The 17,251-nt window shown below is 32.6% G+C and carries 13 protein-coding genes; 12 read left to right on the plus strand and 1 reads right to left on the minus strand.

Annotated elements, in window-relative coordinates; genetic code table 11:
- Nucleotides 1-102: 102 nt before the first annotated feature.
- The 12 genes from P5P89_RS17555 to P5P89_RS17610 all read left to right on the plus strand — a co-directional run bounded on the left by P5P89_RS17555 (nucleotide 103) and on the right by P5P89_RS17610 (nucleotide 16,224).
- The gene (locus P5P89_RS17555; protein WP_278009471.1) at nucleotides 103-531 is read left to right on the plus strand and encodes a hypothetical protein; all 429 of its coding nucleotides are present in this window, start codon (nucleotides 103-105) and stop codon (nucleotides 529-531) included.
- 327 nt (nucleotides 532-858) lie between these two features.
- On the plus strand, nucleotides 859-1,467 hold the full coding sequence (locus P5P89_RS17560) for an RNA polymerase sigma factor (protein ID WP_278012037.1): 609 nt from the start codon (nucleotides 859-861) through the stop codon (nucleotides 1,465-1,467).
- A gap of 161 nt (nucleotides 1,468-1,628) precedes the next feature.
- A complete protein-coding gene (locus P5P89_RS17565; protein WP_278009472.1) occupies nucleotides 1,629-2,669 on the plus strand; it encodes a FecR family protein in 1,041 nt (346 codons plus the stop codon).
- Between the two features lie 184 nt (nucleotides 2,670-2,853).
- On the plus strand, nucleotides 2,854-6,597 hold the full coding sequence (locus P5P89_RS17570) for a SusC/RagA family TonB-linked outer membrane protein (protein ID WP_278009473.1): 3,744 nt from the start codon (nucleotides 2,854-2,856) through the stop codon (nucleotides 6,595-6,597).
- 11 nt (nucleotides 6,598-6,608) lie between these two features.
- Nucleotides 6,609-8,072, plus strand: coding sequence for a RagB/SusD family nutrient uptake outer membrane protein (locus tag P5P89_RS17575; protein ID WP_278009474.1), 1,464 nt, complete (start codon nucleotides 6,609-6,611; stop codon nucleotides 8,070-8,072).
- A 55-nt stretch (nucleotides 8,073-8,127) separates the two neighbouring features.
- Entirely contained in the window at nucleotides 8,128-8,991 is an 864-nt protein-coding gene (locus P5P89_RS17580) for a substrate import-associated zinc metallohydrolase lipoprotein (protein WP_278009475.1), read from the plus strand.
- Between the two features lie 19 nt (nucleotides 8,992-9,010).
- Nucleotides 9,011-10,342, plus strand: a complete 1,332-nt coding sequence (locus P5P89_RS17585) for a DUF4302 domain-containing protein (RefSeq protein WP_278009476.1) — start codon at nucleotides 9,011-9,013, stop codon at nucleotides 10,340-10,342.
- Between the two features lie 264 nt (nucleotides 10,343-10,606).
- Nucleotides 10,607-11,353 (plus strand): 3-oxoacyl-[acyl-carrier-protein] reductase, encoded by a 747-nt coding sequence (gene fabG / locus P5P89_RS17590; protein WP_278009477.1) that lies wholly within the window; start codon nucleotides 10,607-10,609, stop codon nucleotides 11,351-11,353.
- Nucleotides 11,354-11,432: 79 nt separating this feature from the next.
- A complete protein-coding gene (locus tag P5P89_RS17595; protein ID WP_278009478.1) occupies nucleotides 11,433-13,460 on the plus strand; it encodes a hypothetical protein in 2,028 nt (675 codons plus the stop codon).
- Nucleotides 13,461-13,493: 33 nt separating this feature from the next.
- Nucleotides 13,494-14,282: a hypothetical protein gene (locus P5P89_RS17600; protein ID WP_278009479.1), complete on the plus strand. Its 789-nt coding sequence runs from the start codon at nucleotides 13,494-13,496 to the stop codon at nucleotides 14,280-14,282.
- A 5-nt stretch (nucleotides 14,283-14,287) separates the two neighbouring features.
- Nucleotides 14,288-15,184 carry a LysR family transcriptional regulator gene (locus P5P89_RS17605; RefSeq protein WP_278009480.1) on the plus strand — a complete coding sequence of 299 codons (897 nt, stop codon included), beginning with the start codon at nucleotides 14,288-14,290 and terminating at the stop codon, nucleotides 15,182-15,184.
- A gap of 74 nt (nucleotides 15,185-15,258) precedes the next feature.
- Complete coding sequence (locus P5P89_RS17610; protein ID WP_278009481.1) at nucleotides 15,259-16,224, plus strand: YeiH family protein; 966 nt, start codon at nucleotides 15,259-15,261, stop codon at nucleotides 16,222-16,224.
- A 139-nt stretch (nucleotides 16,225-16,363) separates the two neighbouring features.
- Here the strand turns inward: P5P89_RS17610 and P5P89_RS17615 are convergent, their stop codons facing one another.
- The gene (locus P5P89_RS17615; protein ID WP_278009482.1) at nucleotides 16,364-17,185 is read right to left on the minus strand and encodes a hypothetical protein; all 822 of its coding nucleotides are present in this window, start codon (nucleotides 17,183-17,185) and stop codon (nucleotides 16,364-16,366) included.
- Between the last annotated feature and the right edge of the window lie 66 nt (nucleotides 17,186-17,251).

Genomic DNA, 17,251 nt, shown 5'->3' on the forward strand with positions numbered 1-17,251 from the left:
AATATTTTGTTGAGACTTTTTTACATTTTTAAGGTGTCAGGAATATAATTAAAAAATTGGCTACTCAGATTCTCAGAATCTGAGTAGCTTAAAACAAGAAAAATGAAGAAAGAATTAAAAAAGTTTGAAGTAAGTAATAGTTTTACTTTTACGGTAGAAGACAGTTTAGAACAGGTCTGTAATGCTCCAGAAGGGAGTGCAGGAATTTTTATTGTGTATGCAGTTGAAGGTGATGCAAAGGAATTAATTATGGTAGCTTCTACAGGAACTGTTCAGAATGATGGTATTTTAAAAAGTAAAAATGGTGGTCTATATGATAAAATTGTAAATGGACACCAATTTGCCAAAACTGGAAGAAAATACTCATGGCCTTCACAAATGAAGTTAGAAAATATTGAAGCTCTTGAAGTGGTCTGGTATGAAACTTTTAATGCTGATGTTAAAGCTATTCCAACTGCAGTTGAAGGACAGGTTTTGCAGAATTTCCTTGATGAAAATGCAAAATTGCCTAGGTGGAATGTAGCTTTTTAAAAGTCATTATTAATAAATACCTAAAAAAACCTTGTTAAATATTAGCAAGGTTTTTTTGTATATAATTATGAAAATCTAAAAGTTTAAATATGAGTTTACTTTTTTATAAAAAAATTTGTTTTAAAATTTAAGCTAACTATATTTATAAAACAAAAACTAAATATAATGTTAAATTATAATTATGTTTTTGTAATTATTTACTTTCATCCTTATGACAATTATATTTTAGCCCTAATAATTTAGTTTTTGAATAATTAATTAAACTAATAAATGCTGAATTTTTAAAAATAAGTTTGGGTGAAATTCTAATGTAAACCGGAAAATATGATGAAGACCCAAATCTTAACATTAAAAACTTACGACGATCGTAAACTTTGGAGCAAACTTAAAGCAGGAGATGAAAAATCTTTTTCCTTACTTTTTGAAAAGTATTATGGTGATTTAATTCATTATGGAAATTCATTTTCTCCTTTTGCAGAAAAGGTTCAGGATTGCGTTCAGGATGTATTTGCAGATATTTGGCTGTATCGTGAATCATTGCAGGAGCCTAATGTTGTAAAGGCCTATTTATTATCAAGTGTCCGAAAAAGAATTGCAAGATTGTATGAACGTGACCATATTTTTAAAAAAATTACAACCACCGATTCAATTGAGTTTCTTTTTGATTTTTCGGTAGAACATGAACTTATTGATGATGAGGCTACTGCTGAAAATGTGCTTTATCTCAATAAATTACTAAATGAATTGCCTTCACGCCAAAAAGAAGCATTATTTTTAAGATACAACCAAGGATTATCAGTCGAACAAATTGCAGAAATGTTAGATGTAAATTATCAATCGGCAAATAATCTTTTACACCGCGGTTTACTTAAGCTTCGCCAGGAATGGAAGGGAAGTCTTTCTATCTTGGTATTGCTGTCGTCTGTTGTTAATTAAAAATATCTTAAAAAAAATTAAAAAAAATCATAAATAGGTGAGTATATAATAAAAAAGCTGTCCTCTATGTTTTTGTAACCTTATTTCTATAGATGCAAAAACGTAATTATTATATCGAAATTGAAGATTTTTTAGCAGATTCGTCATTTCAATTGTGGGTCTTGTCAAAAATTGATCAGCAAGGCTGGGAAGAATGGACATTAGAAAATCAGCAACGGGCAAAATTGGTTGAAGATGCCAGACTTTTATTGTTGGCAATGAAAGTACCAGAAAATAAAATTTCTTACTCGGAGCTTACTACCGCACTACAATCCACCTGGATTAAGATTGAAGAAAAAGAGAATCGAAACAAAAGCATAAGAGATAATTCATTTAAGTATTTAAAGGTGTATTGGCGTAGTATTGCTGCTACTTTATTTTTTGCATTTTTATCACTTTGGTTTTACAATAATGAATTTAAGAGTAATGATTCTGTTGTAACTTATAAGGAACTTCTAGAAGAAAATAATGAAGGACTCGTTGAGCAGACGAATAATTCTAATAAACCACAAATAATTACTTTGTCAGATGGCAGTTCAGTTTTATTACAGCCAAACAGTAAATTAAGTTATCCTAAAATCTTTACCGGAAATCAAAGAAAAGTGTATTTATCAGGTGAGGGTTTTTTTGAAATTAGCAAAAATCCCCAAAAACCTTTTCTTGTTTATGCTAACGAAATCATTACAAAAGTTGTTGGTACTAGTTTTAGGGTAAGAGCTTATTCAGATCAGCCGAATGTTGAAGTACTTGTTCGAACCGGTAAAGTTAAGGTAAGTTCAAATGAATTGGCAGGAGATTCAAAACATGAGGTTATTTTATTGCCTAATGAAGCTTTACGTTTTTTAAGAAAAGACCTAATTTTTAATAAAATAAGTAATATAACAGAGGATAAGTCATTAGCTAGGAATGTGGGCAATATTGAACAATTAAGTTTTGAATTTACTGATATTCCGGTAGGACAGATTCTTACAACGATAGAACAAGCGTATCAGGTTGAAATTGATTTTCCTAAAGATAAATTAAAAGATTGTCATTTAACCACTTCATTAAGTGATCAGCCTTTATCAGAAAAACTTAAAATTATTTGCAAGAGTATTGGCAATGATACGAGTTTTGAGATGAATGGAAATCAAATTGTAATAACATCACAAGGCTGTAATTAAGTTTTTGATAATGGATATGTATAATAAATAATAATCAACTTGTTGCCTATGTAAAAAAAAACAAAAGTGCCGAAATGCTGTAACATATTCGACACTTATAAAAATTAAATAAATCTCTGTAAAGGTTTATTTATTGCGTTCTAAAAATACACGTGAATAGTATTAATCAAAACAAACCAAAATTATGAAAAAACCAGTTGTGAAACAACGATTACTCCATCGAATCATGAAAATAACGCTATTTCAGTTCGTCTTAGCACTTGTATTTTCAAGTGTCACCATGGCAAACAGTGTGAGTGGACAAAGAAAATTAGATACGAAAGTTACCATTGCAGTTGATAATTTAAGTTTGGATAATACGTTGTCTAAACTTGAAAAGTCTGCCCATGTGAAATTCTCATACAATTCAAGATTGCCTCAGTTAAATCAAAAAGTTAGTATCGAGGCAAATCAGGAAACTCTGGAAAGTATCCTTAACAGAATTTTGAAACCATTCAATATTACTTATGCAGAAATAAGCAATCAGATTATTTTGCAAAAAAACGCAAAATCAGATGGTTTTTCTACAGATGAATCACATACATCCTTATTTGAAATATTATCAGCTGGCCCTATTATAAAAGGAAAAGTTACAGATGTAAATGGTAGCCCTCTGCCTGGAGCCACTATACTTGCAAAAGGTACTAAAATAGCTGTCCTGACTGATTTTGACGGAAATTTTTCTATTGAAATGCCTGCTAATAGCAGTCAGTTAGTAATTTCTTATGTAGGTTTTGAAACTAAAGAAATTGGAATAGAAAATACTTCTCCCACTATTGTTTTAAATGAAGCAGGACAGAACTTAAAAGAAGTTATTGTTACAACTGGATATGAAAAAACTTCTAAAAGGACTTTTACAGGAGCGATTAGTAAAATCTCAGCTGCTGAACTAAAAGTTGACGGAGTAGTGGATGTGAGCAGAATGATTGAGGGCAAGGCTGCGGGTGTAACTGTACAAAATGTTACCGGAACATTTGGTACAGCTCCTAAAATTACAGTTCGTGGATCATCTTCTATTTTTGGAGATACTAAACCATTATGGGTAATTGATGGTGTTGTGCAGGAAGATATTATTAATATTTCTTTTGCTGATTTAGCGTCAGGAAATTCTGAAACTTTATTAAGTTCTTCTGTAGCCGGTTTAAATTCTAATGATATTCAAAGCATTGAAATACTTAAAGATGCTTCGGCAACTTCTATTTATGGTTCAAGATCGTTAAATGGAGTTGTAGTTGTAACAACAAAACAAGGACGCAGGGACTCACCACTAAAAGTGAGTTATTCTGTTGAAAATACCGTGAGAACTGTACCAAATTATTCTCAATATGATATTTTAAATTCTCAGGAATCAATGAGTATTTTAAAAGAATTAGAAGGATACGGTGGGGATGGTAAGGGTTTTTTAGAAATAGCATCATCTCTTAACGGAAGATTTGGAGGTGTATATAATATTTTGGCCAAACAAATTGATACTTACAACAACACAAATGGGGAGTTTGGTGTTAGAAATGATGTGGTTAGCCGTAATCAGTTTTTAAAAAAATATGAATTAGGCAATACAGACTGGTTTAGCGTATTATTTAGGCCTTCCATTACACAAAATCATTCTTTAAGCTTTTCAGGTGGTGGAAAAAATAATACATTCTATGCATCTCTTGGGTATTATAGTGATCCGGGATGGACAATTGCTGATAACGTAAAGCAGTTAACTTCTAATATTAAAGGAACCTTTTTTGTGAATGATAGATTAAATGTGACTGTATCCACAATGGGATCTGTACGTAATCAAACTGCTCCTGGAAGTTACGAAAGCAAATCAGATCCCGTATATGGAAGTGTAAACAGAGAGTTTGATATCAATCCGTTTAAGTATGTTTTAAACACCAGCAGAACATTAAGGCCTTATGATGATAACGGAAATTTAGAGTATTACAGAAATAACTGGGCTCCTATGAATATTATCAATGAGCTTAATAACAACACTCTGGATATTAAAGTAAATGACATCCGTTTTCAATTGGATTTAGAATATAAAATAAATAAAAATTTAACTTATAATCTAACTGGTTCTTCGCGTTATGCAAATACATCAAGAGAGCATAAAGTTTATGAAGGTTCAAATGTAGCAGCAGCTTACAAAGCAGGTACAGCTTTAAGCCCGGAAGGTGAAAATTCTATTGTTCAGGAAGCTAATATCTTTTTATTTAAAGATCCTGATAATTTAACAGCGCCAAAAATATCTGTACTTCCAAATGGTGGATTTTTAAGAAAATTCACGAATGAAATGACATCATATAACATTAGAAATAGTGTTAATTATAGAAATACATTAAACGAGAAGCACGAATTAGAGGGTTTTTTGGGAACAGAACTTAGATCAGTAGATAGAAGTAGTGACAATTTTACTGCAGCAGGACTTCAATTTGACAGAGGTCTTACACCTTTTATTGATCCAAGATTTATTGAAAAAATTGTAAATGACGGAGACTCCTATTATGGATTTGATGCCGAAAGAGAAAGAACTGTTGGTTTTTTTGGTAAAGTAGGCTATACTTACGATCGACGTTATACAGCATCACTTACAGGTCGTTATGATGGTTCTAACAGACAAGGAAATAGCGGGTCAAACAGATGGTTACCAACTTATACAGTTAGTGGGAAATGGAATGTTACTGAAGAAAACTTCATGAAAACTTCAAAAAACATAAACAATTTAGCATTAAGAGCTTCCTACGGACTTACAGCAACTGCAGGACCAGCAACAAATTCATTGGCAATCTATAAAAGTTTTATCACGAATCGTCTTTTCTTACAAAACAGAGAGTCTGCAATATCAATTGACGAATTACAAAATGGCGATTTAACATGGGAGAAACAATTTGAAACCAATATTGGTCTAGATTTAGGAATGTTTAACAATAGAGTACAGTTTGTAACAGATGTTTATAGCCGTAAAGCTTTTGATTTGGTTGATTTTGTAACGACTTCAGGTGTTGGAGGGCAAAGTATCAAGCAAGGAAATAATGCAGATATGGAGACTAAAGGACTAGAGGTAGGTTTTACGACTCAAAACATTGTAAATAAAGATTTTAAATGGGCTACAACCCTTAATTTTTCAGTTTATGATCAAAAAATTACGAAGTTGCAAAATAAGCCATCAGCTTTTAGCCTGGTGAACGGAAATGGCGGAAATGCATTAGGCAGCCCAAGAAATTCAATTTATTCATATGAATTTACAGGATTAAATAATCAGGGATTACCAACTTTCAAATTGCAGGATGGGGCTGATAATAATATGACTGATGCTGATTTTCAGGACACTAAAGATGTTACAAAATATCTTAAATATGAAGGTTCTATTGAGCCAAATAAATCAATTGGTTTAGCTAATACTTTTACTTATAAAAATTGGTCATTATATGTGTTTATTGTTGGCTCAGGAGGGAATAAAGTTCGTTTAAATCCTGTATATGATAGTGTTTATGATGATTTGACAGTGTTTACAAAAGATTTTACAAATCGTTGGATAAATCCTGGTGACGAAAACATTACGAATGTTCCTGTGATTGCTGATAAAAGGCTAATAGAAAACAATGGGGGGGAACGTACGTTAGCAAAAGCATATAATACCTATAATTACTCGGATGTTAGAATTGCAGATGGAGATTTCGTAAGATTAAAAAATGTATCACTTAGCTGGGAGTTCCCTTCAGATTTAAAGAAAAAATTAGGACTAAGTATATTTTCATTAAAGGGATCAGCAGTGAACCCATTGTTAATTTATTCAGATAAAAGACTTAACGGTCAGGATCCTGAATTTCGTAATACTGGAGGTGTGGCTTTTCCAATCACATCACAATATACTTTTACCATAAACCTTTCATTTTAATATAATTGATTATGAAAAATATAAAAATAGCCTTATCTCTATTGATGCTTATTTGTATTAGTAGTTGCGATGATTTTCTTTCTGAAGTACCAGATAATAGATTGCAAATTGATACTCCTGAAAAAATATCAGAATTATTGGCAGATGCTTACCCGGATGGGTCTTATATTTCTATTACAGAAAGTATGACCGATAATGTATCTGACAATAAAACCTCACTTGTAAATATAAATAATGAGCAAAGTTTTAACTGGGAATTGCAAGATGATCAAACAAGCAGAGATACTCAGGGATTTTACTGGAATGCTGCATATAAAGCAATTGCTACAGCTAATAAGGCATTAGCGGCTATAAAAGAATTGGGAGACACCGCTGATCTTAATCCTCAAAAAGGAGAAGCTTTATTAGCGAGGGCTTATGCTCATTTTATGTTGGTTTCTATATGGTCTAATCGTTATAATCCTGCTACTGCTGCTACTGATCTCGGTATTCCGTATGTGACAGAACCTGAGGAGGTTTTGATTAAGAATTACAAACGTAATTCAGTAAAAGAGGTTTTTGATTTAGTAGAATCCGACATAAAAGAAGGCTTAAAGTATGTTACAAATGATTACAGGACAGAGTATTTAAAATATCACTTTAATAAAGAAGCGGCTAAAGCATTTGCTGCACGTTTTTACACTATAAAAGGAGATTGGGAAAAAGTCCTTGAATATACAGATGGGTTAGGAAACAAACCTGTTGGTAAATTAAGAGACTGGGCAGCTTATAATAGCTATGATTTTCCTAATAAACCTATCGAATATGCAAAAAATACGCAGGTTACGAATTTATTAGTTGGTTTTCCAAGTTCAATTTGCGGCAGGGCAACTAATTTGAACAGATTTGCTTTTACCAGAGCAAAAGAAAGAGATGAAATACTTGGAAGCGAAACCAATATATTTAATAAGGATTGGTTAATCGATATTGTAATACAAGGAGCGAGTGGAGCTAATGTAGCAGTTTATAAATTTGATGAATATTTTAAATATACAAATTTAACAGCACAGATTGGTCTTCCTTATACAGGAGTTGTACTTTTTTCTAATGATGAAATGTTTTTAAATCGTATTGAAGCTCATGTTATGACCAATCAATTAGATATTGCCACCGCAGAATTAGAATATTTTTTAGGAACAAGAACAGATGGTTATACATCTACTGATGTGTTGACAAAAGCTAAAATATATGCAAAGTATCCTGTTATTGATAATGAATATACTCCTTTTTATTCCCTAACTACGGAACAAGCTTCTTTTATTAAAGCAATTACTGAGGCAAGAAGAAGAGAGTTTTTGCATGAAGGACAAAGATGGTTTGATATCAAAAGATTTAATCTCGTGGTAGAACATGATACTTATAACGCTCAGGGACAAATAAGCAAAAAAACATTCTGGTTAAAGATGATAAGCGTCGTGCTGTGCAAATACCACTAAATGCATCTAACAATGGTATAGAAAAAAATCCGAGATAAATTTAATTTAAACTATTATGAAATTAATTAAAAAATATATAAAAATAGTATTGGCAGCTGGGATTATGTCAGTAATATCATGTTCTCACGAAGATCAGCCAACTCAAAGTACATTAGATTTTACTCAGCCTGTAAAAACAGATTTAGATACATGGATAGATCAAAATTATATAAATCCTTACAATATTAGTGTTCAATATAAGTGGAACCAAAATGTAGTAGAACAAAATAGATTTTTATATCCACCAGCTATTAATAAAGTACAACCTGCACTTGAAATAATCAAAAAGATATGGATAGATAGTTATAGTGCTATTGCAGGAAAAGATTTTGTTAAAATTATTGCACCAAGAGATTTTGTTTTGGTAGGTGGTGTCAATGTAAACCCGGATAATGTTTCTAACACTTTAGGATTAGCCGAAGGTGGAAAGAGAATATCTTTATTTCAGGTAGATTATGTTGATAAAAAAAATCGCGCAAGTGTTACGCAATTTGTACACACTATTCAGCATGAATACGTACATATTTTAAATCAGACTAAAACTTTTGATGTAGAAGCCTGGGCAAAAATCACACCTAATGATTATACTTCAAATCCGTTTGGTATTACTGATGCTGCAGCTCAAAGGCTTGGATTTATTAGTGCTTACGCGAGATCAAATTATACAGAGGATTTTGCAGAAACTGCTGCAATAATTTTACTCATGTCAAAAGCAGAATACGACGCTTTATATGCAAGTATCACCGTGCCCGCAGCAGTTACTGCTCTTAAGAAAAAAGAAGCTCTGGTTGTTCAGTATTACAGGGATGCTTTTAATATCGATTTTTATGCTTTAAGAGACGAAGCTCAGAAAAACACTACTGATGTTTTAAATAATTAAAAACTTAAACAAAGGAATTATGAAAACTAAAAATATATTTAAGTATTTTATGCTTCTAGTCCTGACTTTGCAACTAAATAGTTGTGTCAGTACAGAGGCTGAACAAAAATTTGAGGAAACACCAACTGAACGTTTAAATAAACAAAGAAGCGAACTAAGTAATTTATTACTTTCCTCTGAAAATGGATGGAAAGCTGTATATTATACTGACGATAGCCAATTAGGTGGATTTACACACTTATTTAAATTTTTACCAAATGGAAAAGTAGACATGGCTTCTGATTTTGATTCTGATACAGAAATTTATAATAGCCAGTATGAAATTCAGTTAGGTAGTACAGTAAGTCTGGTTTTTACGACAAAAAACAAAATTCATTTATTATCAGATTCGAATAATTCGCCTCTTGCTGCAGGTAAAGGCTTCTTAGGTGATTTTCAGTTTTTATATTATGGACAAGAAAATGGTGACATTGTTTTTAGAACAAATAGGACTGTTAAAGAAGTTCGTTTTGTAAAAGCAACTGCTCAGGATTGGACTGATTTAAAGAAAAATACTGTCATAAATGCTAATATGACAGGAGATATTAATAGTCCGTTGTTTAGAATACTTGAAACTACTAATGGAGGTTCAGTAAAAAAATACGAGTTTAGTTTTAATTCTGTAACGAGATTTGGATCAGCTATTCCATTAGAAGCAGAAAATTCAGAAACACTTAAAGCAGCTATTGCTTACACTCCTACAGGAATAACTGTAAAACCCGCTGTAGTTGTAGGAAATCAGAGTTTAACAGATTTTACTTATAATGCAATTGATAAGACTTTTGTAGCTACAGGAACAAACGGAGTCTCTGCATCTATTAAATTTACAAATGCACCACCAAGGTTAACAGATGATTATAAAATATTCTTAGAGGGTGGTCCTCAAATTACAATAGGCTATATAGCTGCCAACTTAGCTACAGCCGCTACAAACTCGCCATATGCTAAATCAATTTTAGATAAGGTGAATGCTACTCTGGCTGCTAATCAAAAACTTGCGAGAGTTCAGATAGCATTTAACGATCCGTTAAATGGTAATTATATTGCTTATACATTTAATGGGGGAAAAGCACCTATCTATCATTTCTTTACCACGACTGAAGACCCTGTAAATAAAACCATTATTTTAACTGATGATGGTTGGATTGGAACTCCGGCAGCAAGGGCATTTTTGAAAATTTTAGATGATGAAATAACAAACCCTAAAGGATTATATCTTAAAAAAGAGAGTTTTACAATTTTCTATACCAATGTAATTTATACTTATGCAAGTGCTTCAACCCCTTTTAGATTGACAAATTACAGATTTTAATAACTTTATTTCATAGTATTTAAATATTAAGCGGTTCAATGGAGCCGCTTTTTTTGATTTAATACTTTTAGGTTTTTTATCTTTGGCAATCTTTAAACGTTATTACAATTGTTATTTTTTTAAAAAAAGGAATTGTCCTATATTTGACAAGTCGTTTTTAGCCCTGATAGAAGTGGAAATCCTTTTGTGTTTTTCTTTAAAACAGAAAAGATTGCAACGGATAGCAGGATTAGCTACAAATAATTATTAAAATTAATTTTGATTATGAAATTACTAGAAGGAAAAGTAGCCATCATTACAGGCGCGAGCCGCGGAATTGGTAAAGGAATTGCCGAAGTTTTTGCTAAACATGGTGCCAATGTCGCCTTTACATACAGTTCATCTGTAGAATCAGCTCAGGCTCTGGAAGCAGAATTGAACGGTTTGGGAGTAAAAGCAAAAGGATACCAGTCGAATGCAGCGGATTTTAATGAAGCGCAGACTTTTGTTGACGCTGTTTTAGCAGATTTTGGAACAGTTGATATTTTGATTAACAATGCCGGTATTACAAAAGATAACCTTTTGATGCGTATGTCTGAAGCTGATTTTGATCAGGTTATAGATGTCAATCTGAAATCGGTTTTTAATATGACTAAAGCAATTCAGAAAACTTTTTTGAAACAGCGTTCAGGTTCTATCGTTAATATTAGTTCTGTGGTTGGGGTTTCAGGAAATGCGGGACAAACTAACTATGCAGCTTCAAAAGCGGGTGCAATTGGTTTTACAAAATCAGTAGCTTTAGAGCTGGGTTCACGTAATATTCGCTGCAACGCAATCGCTCCTGGGTTCATTGAAACCGAAATGACGGCAAAATTACCGGAAGATGTAGTAAAAGGATGGAGAGACGGAATTCCGTTGAAACGTGGCGGAACTACTGAAGATGTTGCCAATGCATGTCTTTACCTGGCTTCAGATTTGAGTGCTTATGTTACGGGACAGGTACTTAATGTTTGCGGAGGAATGCTTACTTAAATAAGTTGATTGTTGATGGTTTGTTGTTATTGTCCAGAACCAAAAACTATAAACTAACAACTATAAACTAAATATATATATGACTACAAACACGATTCTATTATTATTACTTTCTTTAGTAATAGCTGGTGGATTGTCGTATTTTCAATATTTTTACAAAGCCAAAAACCATTCGAATGTGAATGTGTTTTTGGCTTTTTTGCGTTTTTTAGCAATTTTCGGATTATTGATTTTACTGATTAATCCTGTTATGACGAAAAATTCGCTTCAGGTTACCAAAACGCCTTTGGCCATTGCGGTAGATAATTCGAGTTCTATAACAGCTTTAAAATCGGATAAAAAAGTTACCGAATTATATCAAAAACTGATTTCGAATGCGGCTCTACAGGACAAATTTGAAATCCAGTCTTATCAGTTTGATGCTGATTTTAAGCCTTCGGACAAGTTTGATTTTAAAGGAAAACAGACTAATTTGGATGAGGTTGCTAAAAATTTAAAAAGCATCAATAAAAACCTGATTTACCCAACGGTTATCATCACCGACGGAAATCAGACTACAGGAAACGATTATGTATATCGTTTTGATCCTGTTAATAAAGTTTATCCTTTGGTTGTGGGAGATACAACCACTTTTTTTGATTTAAAAATCAATCAGTTAAACGTAAATAAATACGCTTTTCATAAAAATAAATTCCCAGTTGAAGTATTTTTGCAATATGCAGGGACTAAAGCTGTAAACGCCGATTTTACAATTTCACAAGGAAATTCAGTTGTAGCCAGAGAGAAAGTTTCTTTCTCTCCTTCTAAAAAAACAGCTTCTATAAATGTATTACTTCCTGCTGATAAAGTTGGACTGCAGATTTTCATGGCAAATGTTTCTTCTAACGTAAAAGAGAAAAACAGCTACAACAACATCAAAAACTTTGCAGTTGAAATAATTGATCAAAAATCCACTATTGCAATAGTTTCTACTATAAATCATCCTGATATAGGAGCTTTGAAACGTTCAATCGAAACAAACGCGCAACGAAAAGTGATTTTAGCAAAACCAAATGAACTAGATAAGTTAAATGATGTATCAGTTTTGGTTTTGTATCAGCCAAATAGTGCTTTCAAACCTATTTTTGATAACAATAAACTGGCAGGGACGAATAGTTTTATCATTACTGGAAACAGTACCGACTTTAATTTTCTGAATCAAAAACAGAATAATCTGGTTTTTAAAATGAGTGGTCAGAGAGAAGATTATTTAAGCGAATTTCAGTCGCAGTTCAATTTGTTTGCGATTGAAAACATTGGTTTTGAAAATTTTCCGCCATTGCAGAACCTATTCGGAAGCATTACAACGAGCGGAAATGTATCGGTTTTGCTTTCGTCTAAAATCAGAAACGTTTCTACCAATGCGCCTTTATTGGCTTTCGCCGAAAATCAGGGCAGACGAACCGCTTTTCTCTTAGGGGAAAACAGCTGGAAATGGCGTTTGCAAAGTCATATTGACAATCAGTCGTTTGCAAAGTATGATGTTTTTACAGATAAAATAATTCAATTTCTGGCTTCCTCGGCTTCCAGAAAATCATTGGTGGTAACGCACGAAAGTTTTTATAATTCGGGAGAAGCGATTGTGATCAACGCGCAATACTTCAATAAAAACTATGAGTTTGACGAAAAAGCCAGATTAACAATCTCAGTTACAAATGCCAAAACCAAGCAAAGCAAAAATTACGATTTGCTTAAAGGAAATAACTCTTTCTCGGCAAACCTAGACGGTCTGGCTGCCGGAAAATATAGTTTCACCGTAAAAGAATTAAACAGTAATACGGTTTATTCCAGCCGTTTTGAGATTTTGGATTTTGATATCGAAAAACAATTTGTTAATCCGGATGTTCAAAAACTTGAACAACTGGCGTTGCAGACCAATGGAAAAGCCTTTTTCGAAAACCAGAGTGATGATTTGATTCAGACGCTTTTAGAAAATAAGGAATACAAATCAATTGAAAAAAACATTTCGACCAAAACTCCTTTAATTGACTGGGTTTGGTTGTTGGTTTTAATTGCTGCTGTATTGACTACGGAATGGTTTGTCAGGAAGTATAATGGTCTTTTATAATTCTTTGAATAGTATAAAATCAAATTTCGTCCTATGACTAATTTTTCCAAAAATAATAATCAAGAAGAAGATATTGTTTTTAATAAATTTAAAAATAAACTGGAAATCAATGGTTTGAACATTGGGTCCATTGATGAAGATGGATTTATCAATGTGAAAATTGGGGAATCTGATCTGAAAATTAGCTTAGAAAATGCTAGGCGAAATTATGAAAGAGATTCTGATGAAAGTCATATTGATGAATTAGTTGATGTAATTGTATCACATTCATTAAAAAATGAGGATTGGGAGAATGTAAAGGATAAAATATATATTCAATTCATCCCAAATGATTTTGATTTCGAAAACATGCTAAATGAAAAAGTTACTAATGAATTTAGTAAAGTCTTCGTACTTAATATAAATAATGGTTTTTCATTTATAACTAAAGAAGAATTATCCGATTGGAAAAAAGATCTTAACGAATTAGAAAAACAAGCCGATTTTAATTTAGGAAAGCTATTAGATAAAGTAAAGATAGAATTTGAAGATATAGATAATCATAAACTTGGAATGATTAATATCCAAGAAGTGTCACTTAAAAGCTCCTGCCTTTTTTCTTCAAAAATAAAAACTTTAGTTCAAAATAATATTGGTTTTCCATTTTATGCTGTTATTCCTGTAAGAGATTTTTGTTATATTTTTGCCGAAGAAGATTTTGAATATTTCTCTCAACGTCTTGGTTCTGTTGTTCTTGACGAATACAATAATTCAGGATATCCAATTACAACTGAAATATTAAGATTTTCTGAAGTTGGAGTTGAAGCAATAGGTAAATATTAATAATAATGGACTTCAGGCTAAAAGTTTTCTACACCGTTGCACTCCGCCTTAATTTTACTAAAGCGGCAACAGAATTATACATTACTCAGCCGGCCGTTTCAAAACACATACAAGAACTCGAAGAAACCTATAAAACCAAGCTTTTTGAACGAAACGGTTCTAAAATTGCCTTGACTCCGGCAGGAAAAATCCTTTTGCAACATACCAAAAACATCTTCGAAATCTATCGTGAAATCGACTTTGATATGAGTTCGTTTCGTAACGAGCGTCAGGGATTACTGCGATTGGGTTCAAGCACCACCATTTCGCAATATATTATTTCACCGGTTTTGGCAAGATTTCACCAAAAACAGCAGGATATAAAAGTCAATCTACTGAACGGAAATACCGAGCAAATTGAAAACGCCTTAATCAACAAGGAAATTGAAATCGGAATTGTAGAAGGACAATCTAAAAATCAGTCCATTAAATATGTTCCGTTTATAAAAGACGAATTGGTTTTGGTTTGTAATACTCAGAATTCTTTTGTAAAGCAAAATGAAATTTCATTGGAAGATTTAAAGTCAATGAAATTCATTACCCGCGAACGTGGTTCCGGAACACTTGAAGTTATAGAGTATGCTTTGAAACAAGTTGGTTTAAAATTATCCGATCTGCAAATCGAAATGCAGTTAGGTAATACAGAAAGTATCAAATCTTATTTATTAAATTCAGACTGTTTTGCTTTTATGTCAATACATGCAGTAGGCAAGGAACTTAAAAATAACGAACTGATAGTTTTAGATGTAAAGAATTTAACGATTGAAAGATACTTTTACATTATTACCTTACTCGGAAAATCAGATGCCTTATCGGAACTGTTTATTCAAAATATATCTTCTTATTATAACCTGAAGTTATAGCCGATTGCATTTTACGATTGGTGTTTTCAAAATAAAGGGCAGAACTTTGCAGGGTAAATATCAAGTATCCTATTTTGAAAACACAACAACATACAGCGTCTCATTTAGTAGAAGTTAATCTTTTTCTTCAGCAGCTTATTTTTGGAGCAGTAATCATTTTGTGTCTGTTTTCAGTTATATCACCGCCCATTGCTTTATTATTAGGCGTTCTGATTGTAAATGTTTTTGGAAACCCGTTTTTAGCATTCAATCATAAAGCCATCACTTTTTTATTGCAGTTTTCTGTAATAGGCTTAGGTTTCGGAATGAATGCTTCATCAGCGATTTCAGCTGGTAAAGAAGGTTTTTTGCTGACAGTCCTGTCTATTTTCAGCACATTAATTTTTGGTACACTTTTAGGAAAATGGCTTAAAACAGATAAAAAAACTTCTCACTTGATTTCATGTGGAACAGCAATCTGCGGCGGGAGTGCCATAGCAGCCATTTCGCCAACAATCAAATCAAACGAAAATCAGACTTCAATAGCTTTGGGTGTGATTTTTATTTTAAACTCAGTTGCCTTGTTTGTGTTTCCATTCATTGGGCATCAGCTTGATTTATCCCAGAAAGATTTTGGATTATGGTGTGCCATTGCCATTCATGACACCAGTTCTGTAGTAGGTGCAGCAAATAAATACGGTGCCGAAGCTTTGCAGATTGCTACAACCGTAAAACTGGCCAGAGCCTTATGGATTATTCCGATTTCTATTCTGACCGCAATTGTTTTTAAAAATAAAAACTCAAAAATTAAGATTCCGTACTTTATTGGATTATTTATTTTGGCAATGCTGCTTAATTCATATGTGCCGCAAATAGCCTTTTTTACACCAAGTATCGTAGGAATTGCCAAAATCGGTTTAACCATTACTTTGTTTTTAATTGGGGCAACTTTGAATAGTAATACTCTAAAATCAGTAGGAGTGAAGCCTTTGTTGCAAGGTGTTTTCTTGTGGATATTTATTGCGGGACTGGGTTTAATATCTATACTTTATTTGAAATAATTTTATTTAACATTAGAAAATTTTACAACTGGTTTACCAACAATCTTGTACCATTTGCCATCAAACGAAAGTCGTTTTTCAATACTAAAATTAAATTGTTTTTTCGTCTTCACCATTTCGCTTATCTCCTTTGGCATCTCTACTTCAAAGTCATCTTCGGTGCCTTTGGCCTTTTTATAGAATCCGGTGGTTGTAATGGCAAAATCCCTAAAAACTTTTTCTTACCATCATTAACAACTTTGTATGTACTGGACCATTCAGTACTGCCTTCAGTATTATTAGAAAGCCTGTAATCTCCAACTTCCATCAATGTTTGGTATTTCCCGTTAAAGCCAACAATAAGGTACAAATAGGCATTGTAAGGTCCGCCAGCGCCACCATTGGAATGTATGAGCGAAAATGCATATTGATCTTCTCCAATTTCAACCAGTTTTAAAGCAGGAATGTGTGAGAAAGCACCAAACGCAGCAATTGCAGGTTGATACGACTTCATTTCCCAGGCATTTCCATTTTTTGCAAATTTGGCTAATCCTAAAAGGCCTCCGCTAAAACGCCCTGTCTGTGATCCATCGGCATCATAAACAGAATGATTAAAAACCAACATTTTGAATTGATTTCCTTTTGAATCTGTATAATTAATTGTGGTATCAAGTCGTGTTGCAACTCCTTCTTTGTAAGGAAATAACGGATCTTCTTCAACGCCATTAACATCGGTGTAGGCTGTAGGTTTACAAGTATTGCATTTCCAGCTTATAAAAGTGTTATAGGAAGATTTCTTATATAGCTTTCCGGGAAATAATTGTTGCATTGTTTTTATTCCATCTAAAGTTCCGGTTATTTTTAATGTTCTTTTAGGATTTAGAATAGTATCACTAATGTTTTTTAATTGAACAACATCATCTTGTGCAGTACAAATAAAAGTGAATACTAAGAATAGAAATCCGGAATAAATAAGGCGCATATATTTCAATTTTAAGGTAAAAATAGTACAAACTTTTTGAAAATCTTTAAAAGATAAATTTTATGC

This window comes from Flavobacterium gyeonganense, assembly GCF_029625295.1.
Taxonomy (GTDB): Bacteria; Bacteroidota; Bacteroidia; order Flavobacteriales; family Flavobacteriaceae; genus Flavobacterium; species Flavobacterium gyeonganense.